This is a genomic window from Thiocapsa sp. (genome assembly GCF_035467215.1).
GTDB lineage: Bacteria > Pseudomonadota > Gammaproteobacteria > Chromatiales > Chromatiaceae > Thiocapsa.
Window position 1 is genome coordinate 1 of sequence record NZ_DATITZ010000071.1, and the last position, 12,776, is coordinate 12,776.

The following is a 12,776-nucleotide window of genomic DNA, read 5'->3' on the forward strand; positions in this document are numbered from 1 at the left end:
TCCCCCGGCGGTCGGCCCGGGCGCGACGGCAAAGCGGAGGTCGGGAGCAACCCCCGATCTCTCGAGCAGCAACCCCAGGAGGTCGCGGGCGGTCGCGGCCGAGAGCGCCTGCTCCGAGAGACTGACCCCGAGACCCTGCTCGACCCGCGTGATCAACTCGGAGCGACTCAGGCTATCGAGTCCGAGCTCCGCTTCCAGCCGCGTATCCAGATCGATCCCGTTCGGCGGAAAAGGCGCCCGAGACTCGCGCGCGAAACTCGACAGGATGGACAGCAGTCGTTCGGCGCGCCCATCGTCCTGTGTGGATCCCGTCATGGACGATTCCGGCTCCTCGAAAGGTCTGGATCAGAACTTTGATTCGACCCTAAGTCTTACACGAAAAACCTCCCGAGGATATCCCGCCGGGGGGCGGGCCGAGGAGGTGAATAGTTACGATAACCCTACTCTTCTTCTTGTTTATAATCGGGAGTTGACCGCCATCCAAAATCGACATGTCATCGCTCATGCATCGGAATCAAGAGACCACTGAGCACACCACGCGTGTCGACCCGACGCTGCAGAACGCCGTCGATCTGGGCAAACTGCTCGACGCACTGCCCTGCGGTGCGGTCGTGCTCGACGCCGATCAACGCGTGGTCGCAGCGACCCGAGTCTTCTCGGCCCTCGTCGGCTACCCGCAAGGATTGACGACCGATCTCGCTTTCGCAGATCTGCTCGACGACGAGGACGTATCCCGAGTCGGCGGCTTTCTGACCACGGGCGAGACCGAGACGACACAAAGCGTGCGTCTGCGGACCCGAGCGGGTCGCCCCGTCAGTATCGTCATGCACTTCTCGCGACTCGCTTCGGGCGAAGCGCCCGCAGCGCACCTCGTGGGCATCGTCGTCGAGCAGCACGCCCTCGCGAGCACCCCGGCGCACTCGGAGCTCGCCGGGGACGAGGCACAGGCCTTCGCGAAGGTCGCCAACTGGGAGATCGAGGTTGCGACCGGTCGCACCCTGGCCTCACGCACCTGGTACGACATCTGGGGCTTCGAGCCCGACACGGACATCACCCTGGATGCCGTGCTGCTGCAAATCCATCCCGACGATCGCGAACTGGCACGAGCCACGGTGCGCCAGGCCATCGAGGCCGCCGTCCCCTTCCGCTTTCGCCATCGCATCACCCGCCCCGACGGGACGCTGCGTTGGGCAGAGAGCGCTGGCCGCCTCAAGCCCGCAGGCACAAACGGCGTTTCCAAGCTCTCCGGCGTCGTCATGGACATCACGCAGCGCCGCGCCGCCGAAGAAGCGCTGGCCTGCTACTACGAGATCGTCTCCGCGTCTCCCGATCGCATCGCCTTCCTCGACCGCGGCTGCTGCCTGCTCGCCGCGAACGCGGCCTTCCTGACGGCGATCCAACGCACGCAGGACAACGCAGTCGGGCGTTCTTTGCAGGAGGTCGAGCGTCAGGGTCCGCTCAGCGAGCTGGTGTATCGCAACCTCGGGCGCTGCCTCGACGGGGGACACCCGGTCGTCGACGACATCCGCGAGATCGGCCCGGACGGTCAGGTGCGCGAGTCCGAGGTCAGACTCTTTCCCCATCGCGACGACCGGGACAAGGTGACGGGTATCGTCGTCAACATCCGCGACGTGACCAGCGTGCGGGACTCCGAGCGGCGTCTGCTGCAATCCGCGGTCGTCTACGCGGCAACCTCGGACGGCGTCCTCATGACCGACGCCGCCGGGCGGATCGTCGCCGTCAACGCAGCTTTCAGCCGGATCACGGGCTATGCGGAGGCCGAGGTCCTCGGGCGCAAACCCAGCCTGCTCAACTCCCATTGGCACACCAAGAGCTTCTTCACCCGAATGTGGCGCCGGCTGATCAAGCAAGGGGTCTGGGAGGGCGAGATCTGGAACCGCCGCAAGGACGGGGAGATCTATCTGCAGAAACTGCATATCCGCCGCGTCCTCGATGGCCGCGGCAAGGTGACCAATTTCGTCGGCGTCTTCGCCGAGCGCATCGCCGCCGCCAACGGCCCGAAGCACGTGGAGTTTCTCGCCCACTACGACCCCTTGACCAAACTACCCAACCGCCTGCTGTTCGACTCGCGCCTGGCCTATGCGATGGATCCGGCGCGGCGCAATCGCACCCCGGTTGCGCTCTTCCTGCTCGACCTCGATCGTTTCGCGAACATCAACGCGAGTCTCGGCCACCAGATCGGCGACGAGCTGCTGCGTACCGTCGGGTTGCGCCTGCGCGAGACCATTCGCCCTGCCGATACCCTGGCCCGACTGAGCGGAAACCAGTTCGGGCTTCTCTTCGAGGGGATTCAAACACCCGCGGAGGCGCAGGAGATCGCGAGACGCCTGCGCTCGGCCCTGCGGGCCCCGATGACGGTGCGCGGACATGAGGTCTTCGCCACCATGAGCATGGGGATCGCCTTGGAAGCCTGCGCCGGCAACGACACCGAGGTCATGCTCGCGCACGCCGCAACGGCGCTCGGCAACGTCAAGCAAGGCGGACGCGACGGCTTCCGGATCTATTCCGAAGCGCCGGGCGGTGCATCGACCGCACGTCAGCGCCTGACCGACATGCTGCGTCTCGGGCTCGAAAAAGGCGAATTCGAGCTGCTCTTTCAGCCGCGCGTCCATCTGGAGACGGGGCGTTGGCCGGGCGCCGAGGTCCGGGTGCGCTGGAATCAACCCGAGCTGGGGCTGGTCGGGCACGAACGGCTCTCGGCGTTGGCCGAATCCGGCGGCATGACGGTCGACCTGGGTCAGTGGATCCTCGCCGAGGCGTGCCGTCAGTTGCGGGACTGGAGCGTCGGAGGAACGCCGATCGGGATCCTTGCCGTGAGCATCTCCGAGACCCAGCTGACGCGTTTCGATCTGGTCGGGTCACTCGAGCGGCTGCTCCGCGCCAACGCACTCGACCCCGCGCGCCTCGAGCTGAGCTTTGCGGAGTCGCTCCTGTTCAAACACCCGGAGCAGGCCCGCGAGGTCCTCGACGGACTGCACCGACTCGGCGTGGGCGTGACCTTGAACGAGGTCGGTACGAGCTGGCTTGCGCCGCCGGCCCTGCGCCGGCTTCCGATCCGCAGGCTCACGATTCATCGCAGCTTCGTCGACGCCATGCCGGACTCCCCGGACGACCTGGCGGTCGTCCAGTCCCTGATCGCGATGGCCCAAGCACTGGACATCGAGGTCACCGCAGACGGGGTGCGCGACCACCGCCAGCGTTTCATCCTGCTCAACATCGGCTGTCTGGAGGCGCAGGGCGACCTTTTCGCCCCGCCGCTGACGGCGTCGCGTTATGAGGGCTTTCTGCTCCAAGTCTCGGCCCCCCCGCACGACGCGCCCGTCGAGCCTCGCCTCGCCCTCGGATGACGGTCTAATCGCACCTTGCGACACCCGGGCATGACGTGTCTAATCCAGACCCAATGTCCCGGAAAGAGCCCAGGCCCATGTCTGTCCCCGACCTGGCACCCTTACTCGAGCAGTCGGGTTTGGTCGATGCCTATACGCCCTTACCCGAGCGCTACGACGAGATGCGCACGGCCGAGGGCGAGGTGCGCCCGCACTGGCAATACGTTCTGGATGCCTTGCGTACGCTCGGGCCGAGCGGCATCGAGGCACGTTGGCGCGAGGCGACCCGCATGGTCCGCGACAACGGCGTCACCTACAATCTCAACGCCGAGCCTCGGGGCATGTCCCGGCCCTGGGAGCTGGATCTACTGCCGCTGCTCATTCGCAGCGAGGAATGGGCCGAGCTCGAGCGCGGATTGATTCAGCGTGCCGACCTGCTCAATCAGATCCTGCTCGACCTCTACGGGCCCCGCAAGCTGATCCGCAGCGGTCTCTTGCCGGCCGATCTGTTCGACGCCAGCCCCAAGTTCCTGCTGCCCTGTCACGGTGTGGAGGTCGCGGGTCATCGCCCCTTGGTCCAGTACGCAGCCGATCTGACCCGCACGCCGGACGGTCACTGGCGGATCATCGGCGACCGCACCCAGAGTCCGCTCGGGTTCGGCTATGCGCTCGAGAACCGCGTTGTCTTGTCGCGCGTGCTGCCCAGCATGTTCCGCGACTCGCATGTGCATCGCCTCGCCGGGTTCTTCCGCTCGATCCGGCGCACCTTGACGCGCCTCGCTCCCCGACGGGCCGAGCATGCGCGCGTGGTCGTCCTCACCCCGGGGCCGGAGAACGAGGCCTATTTCGAGCATGCCTATCTGGCCAACTATCTCGGATTCACGCTCGTGCAGGGCGGAGATCTCTCGGTGCGCGACGGGGCGCTCTGGCTGCGGACACTGGGTCGGCTCGAGCGCATCGACGCCGTCCTGCGTCGCGTCGACGACAGCTGGTGCGACCCGCTGGAGCTGCGCGAAGACTCCTTCCTCGGCGTGCCAGGTTTGGTCCAAGCCGTGCGTGCCGGCAATGTGGTGATCGCCAACGCATTGGGAAGCGGCATCCTCGAGCACCCGGCGCTCCCGGCCTTTCTGCCGAGTCTGTGCCGAGAGCTGCTCGGCGAGGAGCTGCAGATCCCGGATATCCCGACCTGGTGGTGCGGCGATCCGGAATCACTGGTCCAGGTTTCGGACCGCCTCGATCAGCTCGTCATCAAGCCCCTGAACAAAGGTCGCGATCAGCGTTGCCTCTTCCCCGACACCATGGATGCGCCCGCCCGCGCAGCGCTGCTCGAAGCCATCCGGGAACGCCCCGACAGCTACATCGCGCAGGAACGGGTCAAGCCATCGACCGCGCCCGCGCTCATCGGCCGACACCTCGAACCCAGGCCCAGCGTGCTGCGGACCTTTTTGACTGCCGAGGAGGAGGGCTACGCGGTCATGCCCGGCGGACTCGGGCGGGTCACCCCGACCAGCGATGCCGCGCTCAACTCCAACCAGCTCGGCGGGCTAGCCAAGGACGTCTGGGTCGTCGCCTCGGAGCCCGAGCGCCAGGAAAGCCTGCTGGTCACGACCGAGATGCACACGCCCGCGGTCACGCAGGAGAGCGAGGTCTCCAGCCGGGTCGCCGACAATCTCTTCTGGATCGGCCGCTATGCCGAGCGCGCCGAGTGGCTGGTGCGGCTGCTGCGGATCACCATCATCAAGCTCTCCGAGCGCAGCGATTACGCGGCCTCGACGGGCGACTCCTGCTGTCTGCGCTCGCTCCTGGAGGCCCTGACCAATCAAACACAGTCGTTCCCCGGCTTCATCGGGACCGGCGCGGCCGAGCGTCTGCGCAATCCCGTGCCCGAGATGCTCTCGCTCATCTCCGATCCGGCACGCCTGGGCGGTCTCCCGCAAACGCTTCAGGCCCTTGGGCAAGCCGCCTACTCGGTCCGCGACCGTCTCTCCGCAGACACCTGGCGCATCGTGAGCGACATCGAGGCGCATCTCGGCAATCTCACCCATGAACCGCCCGGTCAGCTCTCGCTCGCGCTCGACGAGCTGGACCCCTTGATCACCTCGCTGGTGGCGTTCTCGGCACTGACCCAGGAGAACATGACCCACAACGAAGGCTGGCACTTCCTCGAGATCGGACGTCGTCTCGAGCGCGCCGCCTCCACCGCGAGCCTCCTGCGGTCGATGTTGGTTCCGATCGCCGGCGAGCAGGACGAGAACATGGTCATCGAGGCGGTTCTGGGCGTGACCGACAGCCTCATCACCTACCGCCGACGCTATCGCGCCGGCACCCGGATCGGCGCACTCCTGGACCTGGTGTTTCAGGACGAAGGCAACCCGCGCGCCCTCGCCTACCAGCTCGTACAGCTCGAACGTCTGATCTCCGAGCTGCCGCGCGCCGACATGACCGTCGGGCGCACGGCGGTCGAAAAGCACGTCCTCAAGGGTCTCACCGGCATCCGCTTGGCCGAAATCGACACCCTGGTCCAGTCCGATAAGGCCGGCGCACGCCGCGCCGCGCTCGCCGCCATGCTGGCCGAGCTGGATCGGCAAAGCGCCGCCATCTCGGACGCCATCACGGCCCAGTATTTCAGGCACGAAGAGCAGCCGCACAGCCTCTTGCGCCGAGCTGCGGCGCGAGGTGCCGCATGAGACTTCGGATCAATCACGTCACCCGCTACGAGTATGCCGAGCCGGTGTCGCTGTGCCACAGCATCGCGCATCTGAAGCCACCGCAGACGGCGCGCCAGCGCTGTCTGTCCAGTCAGATCCGGGTCGATCCCTGGCCTGCCGTGCATCGCGAGCACGAGGATTTCTTCGGCAACCGGGTGAGCTATTTCTCGATCCAGCAGGCCCACGATGCACTCGAGGTGCGCGCCCAGAGCGAGGTGGAGGTGATCGCCCCGACCTTGCCGAAGCCCGAGGCGACGCAACCTTGGGAGCGGATCGTCGATCGTCTGCACGATCGCTACGACGAGCCCATGACCAACCTGCGGATCTTTACACTCCCCTCGCCGCTTGTCCCGTCGGATCGCGAAGCGCGCGCCTACGCCGCCGAATCCTTCGCGCCGGGGCGCCCGATCCTGGAGGCGACGATCGAGCTGATGGGGCGCATCTACCGCGACTTCGTCTACGACCCGACCTCCACGACCATCTCCACCCCGCTTGCCGAGGTGATGGAGCAGCGCAAAGGCGTCTGTCAGGATTTCGCACACGTCGCCATCGCCGGTCTGCGCGGACTCGGGCTCGCGACTCGCTATGTCAGCGGCTATCTGGAAACACTCCCGCCGCCGGGCCAGGTCAAGCTCCAAGGCGCCGACGCCTCTCATGCCTGGTTCTCGGTGCTGATACCCAACCTGGGCTGGATCGATTTCGACCCCACCAACGATCAGATTCCAGGCGAACAGCACATCACCACGGCCGTCGGTCGCGATTTTCAGGACGTCACGCCGTTGCGCGGGATCTTCTACGGAGGCGGGACCCATGAGCTGCGGGTCGCCGTGGATGTCAATCGCGTGACGCCTTCGGCCAGCGATACCTCGGGCGCCGAGCCGACGACTTCGACCTCTTCGGCCCAGTCCCAGTCGCAGGATGGATGAACCAACCTTCGATGATGATCGACTGCCGATGCCACATCCTGCCCGGCATCGACGACGGCGCACATGGCCTGGAATCATCCCGGCAGATCACGGTCCGACTCACCCCGATCTTCAGCGCGTCCTCCAGCACCAGCGGCAACAACTCCGCCGACGCCTCGCTGCAGAGGATCGGCCCGCGAGCACCCGGATCGGCATGTAGCCGCCGATATCCACATCCTCATCCAAATCCGAATGCATCATGACGAATGAGTGAAGGATGATGCTCGGGGCCTACAGACGCCTCCTCGCGCAATCGCGATTCGCGAGACTGCTTGCCTACGTGACGCCGCACCGGCGGGTGCTCCTTCTGGCCGTGGTTCTCATGATCGGCGAGAGCGCGATCGCCTTGGCGAATCCCTGGATCGCGGGTCGATTCGCCGAGCTGGTCCTGCACCCGCCGGCCTCCCCGCACGTCGGTGTGCCGGGCCTGATGATCCTCTGGGTCACACTGCTGGCGGCGCAGAGCGCGCTGAGCTTCGGCAACCGCTATCTGCTCGGCAGCACCGGCGAGACCATGCTCGCCAACCTGCGCACGCGGCTCTACGACCATCTCCAATCCCTGCCCCTGGGCTATTTCCACGAGCGACGACGCGGGGAGGTCCTGGCACTCCTGGGCAACGACGCCGCGCACATCAGCAGCTTCGTGACCGGCACGCTGGTCAGCCTGCTGCCCCTCCTGATCACCTTTGCCGGGGCCTTTTATTTCCTCTTCCTGATCAGCCCGACGATCGCCATCCTCGCCGGCGCCTTAGTCCCGCTGTTCTTCCTGGTCATGAAGCTGATCGGGCGGCGGCTGCGGCCCTTGTCCTCCGAATGGGTGCGCACCCATGCCGAGATGTTCTCCACACTGGAGGAGAACATCGGGATGCTCCCCGCGATCAAGTCATTCACGCGCGAGGCACACGAGTCGGATCGTTTTCAACGCAGCAATGCCAAGCTGATGCGCATCGCCAAGCGTCAACTGCTCATCGAGTCGATCCTGTCCCCTTCGATCCATCTGCTGGCGGGGACGGGGCTGTTGCTGCTCCTCTATCTCGGCACGCTGCAGCTGCAGAGCGGCGCATTGCAGCCCTCGGATATGGTGAGCATCCTGCTCTACGGCATGCTGCTGACGCGTCCGATCAGCGGCCTGGCCGGCGTCTACGGCAGTGTGCAGACCGCGCGCGGCGCAGCCACCCGTCTGCTCGAGGCGTTCGGCGTGCGCCCCGAGCCGGACGACGCCGGGGCGCCGCCCCTGCCCCCGATCACCGGCGCAATCCGCCTCGAAGACGTGCATTTCGGATACCCGGGGCGGGCCAAGGTCCTCGACGGCGCCGAGCTCGAGATCCGTGCCAAGGAGACCGTCGCACTCACCGGGGAGAACGGGGCCGGCAAGAGCACCATCGTCCACCTGCTGATGCGCTTCGCCGACCCCGACCGCGGCCGAGTCCTGATCGACGGGACGGACATCCGCGGCGTCGGCATCGCCAGCCTGCGCAGTCAGATCGGTCTGGTTGCCCAGCACGTCCTGTTGCTGAACGGCACCTTGCGCGAGAACATCGCCTACGGTCGCCCCGACGCCACCGCGGAAGAGATCGAATCCGCCGCGCGATCGGCCCAGGCGCACGGATTCATCCAACATCTGCCCCACGGCTACGACACGCTCATCGGCGACCAGGGCATCCGCCTGTCCGGCGGCCAGCGTCAGCGGATCTCGCTCGCCCGCGCCTTACTCAAGGATCCCCCGATCCTGATCCTCGACGAAGCGACCGCGATGTTCGACCCCGACGGCGAGCTCGCCTTCATCCACGACTGCCGTTCCGTGCTCGAACAACGTACCGTCATCCTCATCACCCACCGCCCCGCCAGCCTCGCTCTAGCCAATCGTGTTCTACTTGTAGCCCAGGGCCAGGTCTGCGAGCGCCCACGCGCAACCCCCTACCCCGCAATCTGGACCAAGCCTTGACCCTTGAGCTCCTCGATCAGCCGCAGGGCATCGCGCTCGAGCTCCTCGCGCGTGACCTCGTATTCCTCCAACATCCGGTCGCACATCTCGCCGAGGGTCTTGCCCTCGCCCATCAGCTCCCACATCCGTGCCCCGACCGGGTCGAGGCCGAAATAGGTGCCGGTGGCCAAATCCAGGACCACCGCCTCGTCGCCTACCCTGCGGGTCATCACCTGCGGCGGAATCGTCATCGTGTCGGTCAGTGTCATCGGTCGTCGCTCTCGTCTCGGGCATGCTCCAGGATGGCCTGTCGCACCGCCGACAGCGCGTCGTATCGCCTCGGGAAATCGAGGTGGTAATGGATCGGTCGGTTGGCCAGCGCGGCCACCTGATCGAAATGTGAGGCCAATCTGGGCTGCTCCTCGATGTCCAGCAGGAAGGAGTGCTTGACCCACTCCACCAGCGTCTCGGCCGCGCTCAGGCGCCGCATCTCGAGCCGCTCGGCGCTCCCGTCACCCAGGAAATAGACCCGACGCAAGGGTCGCGGCTCATCGCAGAATGCCAGTTCGTCGTCCGCCAGAAACCGCGCCTTGGAGGTGTAATGCACCGGCGGCTCCCGCCGCGCCGCGGGCGGGATCAGCGCCGCCTCGCTGTCGTCCCACAGGCGGATGGACGGATGGCTCGGCAGCGCCTCGAAGCCCTCGCCGCGCGCCTCCACCACCAGACCGTCGTCGGTCAGGAACCCGCAGCCGCTGACCGCAAAGCTCGCCGCCAGCGTCGACTTGCCGCGTCCCGATTCACCGACGAAGGCGACCGCGCCGGACCCGATCGCGACCGCGCTCGCATGAAACACCAGCTTGCCGAGCTTGCTCAACACCAGCGGCAGGACCTGGTTGAGATAGACATGCCGGGCCGTGACCTCCGGGACCTCGGGCGCGGGGAAGCAGGTGACGGTGAAGGCGTCCGCCGAGACGAAGAAGTCCGCGAGTAGAGGAAAGCGCAGGAGATAGCCCCCGTCGGCGCGATGAAACTCCGTCCAGAGTACGCCGTCCCGAAACGTCCAAGTGTGGAACGGGGGGAGCGCCAAGGGCGCCTGCGCGCACGCCCGATCGATCCGAAGCTCGATCGCGTTGCCGAATTCGTCATCGTGATTCCCTGCAGAGCATGGAGTTGCGGCCATTCATGGAGCCGTTCTCAAGGCTTGAAGTCCATCGTTCCCGGAGAGCGACCGAGCGCGACCGCGTGTAAGGCTTTTCACGCCTCCACTCTATGCCGCAGGCAGCCCGACAATCAATCACGGAAACCATCAATCGCCCCGGCAGCGCCGTAGGTCGGCAACCCTTTGCCGATACGGGCGCCCGAAAGGCGCCCGAAACAAACTCAAAATTCCGCCGTACACCCGCTGCGCTCCCGGGCCGGGCAGCCCGCCTTGTCAAGACCCCGGCCGGGCAATACACTTTCCGTATGCACCGCGATCCGAACAGGCCGAGACCGCGCCGCGCTCCGGGGCCGGGTGTTTTCGTCGGGCTCGATGTGAGCCGAGAACAACCCCGAACCCGCGAGCCAATCCGTTCGATCCCGCGCACCGGGCGACACCGCCAGCGTCGACGGCGCCTCGGACGCACGGTGAGGTCCGCCAACGCAACCCGGGCGCCCAGGTCGGCATGGGGATGCCGACCTACCGAGGGGTATCGGCATCGGGATGCCGATGGACCTCGTGATGTCGGTATGGGATGCAGACCGACGCTCTTATGCAGCGTACCTCTGCGCCACGTCGGCGGCACGGGTGAGTGCATCCTGTCGGCGAGGGAAACGCTGCGGAAAGCGTGCGTGCAGCCCCGTGGCGATCTCTCCCAGGGAGGTCCGACCATCGAGTTGGGACAGCACGAACTGATCGATCTCCGCAGCCTCCGCCGACAGGGGGATGTATCCAGCCTCCCGCTGCTTCAGCTTCTCCGGCGAGATCGGGGCGCCATAGAAGGTGGATTGGCGGAATCGGGCCTTGACGCGCCCCGCTTCGCCATCCGCCGTAACCCGGGTGTCCCATCGCCACAGGTAATCGTCGTCCACGAGATCGGCCTTCAGCGAGATCGAAACAACGTCACCCTCGGACAAAGTTATCGGCCCCTGCAACGGGAAGAAGGCCTGACCGTAGATCAGCTCCGGTTGGCCGGGGGCGTTGGAGAAGCCGATGCCGTCGGCCAGCTCGGCATCGAACCAGACCAACAGCCCGTGAGCCATGCCGGGACGCTCCACCGTCCAGGCCAGCTCCACGGTCACGTCCGGTTGCTCGATGGTGCGATAGTCCAGGGTCGCCCAGTGCTGGGGCGGGACCAGCAGTTGGTCGGCCTTGGCGTTGACCTTGCGCCAGGTATTGACCACCAGCGGTTGGCCCGCGCTCAAGTCCAGGCCGTAGTCGTTTTGGAGCCAGGGTTCGGCGTAAGGGCGGTAGAGCTTGGAGTCTTCGATCAGCGCGGCCCAGAGCCTGTCGCGGCTTGGGATCAGCGCGCTATCGGCGGCCAGTAGGCGTTTTCGCGCATCGGCGATGGCCCCGATGTGGTGCTGGAAAAGGGGCAGCACACCGCGCAGGTCGGAAATGATCACATCGGCCGGGCGCGGCAGCGTGAGCGCGGTGGAAAGGGTTTGGTGAAAACGGATCCGGTCGGCGTATCCGTTGGCCTGGGCCATGGTGCGCGCCATCTCGATCGCCTCGTTGGGCTCGATCGCATGCACCTCGGCAGCCCCGAATTGGCACGCCAGCAACGAGAAGATGCCCGTGCCCGCGCCGATATCCAGCACAACGCTGCCCGGGCGCACGGACCGCCGCAACGCGCTCGCATAGGCATCCATGCGCGGCCGATCTGTGATCATGTCGCCATAGCTGACAACGCGGTAACCGGTAGGTTTAGCCATGGCAATGCAACTCCACGCTTGAGCGACCGTGGGGCCCAGCAATCGCCGTGAAACAGGACTGGGGCACCCATCGAGGTTGATGTCGACGAGGTGCCGGTTCTCCCAACACTGGTTCCAGCCAATGTTGAACGACATCGGATGTCTGCGCCGACCATCCGCCCGCCAAACGGTCATCCATCACATCGACCTCAATGAACTCTGTATGAGCGGGGTCTTGAAATGCAACATGACGGGAGCGCGACAATTTCCGCGGCTCTTCAAAGCCGACAGTCGATCCCGCAGTCAGGCCACCGATCGATCACGCGAGGCATCCCATATCCAGGCATGAACCAGCCGGGTTCGCCAGGGATGCGTTCAGCAAACCACCGCCGCCAGTTGGATTTCACCGCATTCGGCCAGCCATTGCTCTGATATACACGTCGACCGTTACGGCAATCGAGCCAGGCAAATGTCGTAGTGCACGTGTGCGGGACTAGAAGATCCGATCCCGCACAGTCTCAATTGAGTAAACTGTCCCCGGAACTCCCGCAAGTTAAGTAAACCGTCCCCGAAATTCACTGATCCCGGAATTCCGGAATTCACATTAGCCCGGCCGAGTATTCTTTCCCTTCTTACCTGCAACTGATTCGAGTATCGAGCCAGCTTGTCCCGCGGTAAGCTCCCGCAAGCGGCCGTATTTCAGTAGCTTGGGAGCATGATAGGGCATCGCATCAGTTCGCCGTACTGGTGCCTTTTGGTCGTCGGTCGTGTGAGTCATAGTCGTGATCTATGATCCAAAAAGGTAACTGTTCAGGACAGCTTGCCAAACAATCCCCTGGGAGGGTAAGTTTGCAACATGTCTAAGCCGCCATCGACAACCGACAGCCCCGACAGCAAAGATGCCGAACTGGCGCGGTTGCGGGCGCAGACCGCCGAGCAG

Annotated in this window: 9 protein-coding genes; 4 read left to right on the plus strand and 5 right to left on the minus strand. The window is 65.5% G+C overall.

Features of this window, described 5'->3' with window-relative positions; genetic code table 11:
• On the minus strand, window positions 1–315 hold a 315-nt coding region (locus VLR48_RS03665), incomplete at its 3' end, for an acyl carrier protein (RefSeq protein ID WP_325290476.1).
• A 188-nt stretch (window positions 316–503) separates the two neighbouring features.
• Here VLR48_RS03665 and VLR48_RS03670 point away from each other — a divergent pair.
• From VLR48_RS03670 to VLR48_RS03685, 4 genes are all read left to right on the plus strand, one after another.
• A complete protein-coding gene (locus VLR48_RS03670; protein ID WP_325290477.1) occupies window positions 504–3,368 on the plus strand; it encodes a sensor domain-containing protein in 2,865 nt (954 codons plus the stop codon).
• 77 nt (window positions 3,369–3,445) lie between these two features.
• Entirely contained in the window at window positions 3,446–6,034 is a 2,589-nt protein-coding gene (locus VLR48_RS03675; RefSeq protein WP_325290478.1) for a circularly permuted type 2 ATP-grasp protein, read from the plus strand.
• Window positions 6,031–6,981 (plus strand): transglutaminase family protein, encoded by a 951-nt coding sequence (locus tag VLR48_RS03680; protein WP_325290479.1) that lies wholly within the window; start codon window positions 6,031–6,033, stop codon window positions 6,979–6,981. Before VLR48_RS03675 ends, VLR48_RS03680 begins: the two co-directional genes overlap by 4 nt.
• A gap of 259 nt (window positions 6,982–7,240) precedes the next feature.
• The gene (locus VLR48_RS03685; protein WP_325290480.1) at window positions 7,241–8,965 is read left to right on the plus strand and encodes an ABC transporter ATP-binding protein; all 1,725 of its coding nucleotides are present in this window, start codon (window positions 7,241–7,243) and stop codon (window positions 8,963–8,965) included.
• Here VLR48_RS03685 and VLR48_RS03690 read toward each other — a convergent pair.
• The 4 genes from VLR48_RS03690 to VLR48_RS20195 all read right to left on the minus strand — a co-directional run bounded on the left by VLR48_RS03690 (window position 8,938) and on the right by VLR48_RS20195 (window position 12,614).
• Window positions 8,938–9,213: a PqqD family protein gene (locus VLR48_RS03690; RefSeq protein ID WP_325290481.1), complete on the minus strand. Its 276-nt coding sequence runs from the start codon at window positions 9,211–9,213 to the stop codon at window positions 8,938–8,940. The genes VLR48_RS03685 and VLR48_RS03690 overlap by 28 nt on opposite strands.
• Complete coding sequence (locus VLR48_RS03695; RefSeq protein WP_325290482.1) at window positions 9,210–10,124, minus strand: hypothetical protein; 915 nt, start codon at window positions 10,122–10,124, stop codon at window positions 9,210–9,212. Before VLR48_RS03695 ends, VLR48_RS03690 begins: the two co-directional genes overlap by 4 nt.
• A 569-nt stretch (window positions 10,125–10,693) precedes the next feature.
• Window positions 10,694–11,992 (minus strand): 50S ribosomal protein L11 methyltransferase, encoded by a 1,299-nt coding sequence (locus VLR48_RS03700; RefSeq protein WP_325290483.1) that lies wholly within the window; start codon window positions 11,990–11,992, stop codon window positions 10,694–10,696.
• A gap of 448 nt (window positions 11,993–12,440) precedes the next feature.
• Window positions 12,441–12,614: a lasso RiPP family leader peptide-containing protein gene (locus VLR48_RS20195; protein WP_414718575.1), complete on the minus strand. Its 174-nt coding sequence runs from the start codon at window positions 12,612–12,614 to the stop codon at window positions 12,441–12,443.
• Window positions 12,615–12,776: the final 162 nt, after the last annotated feature.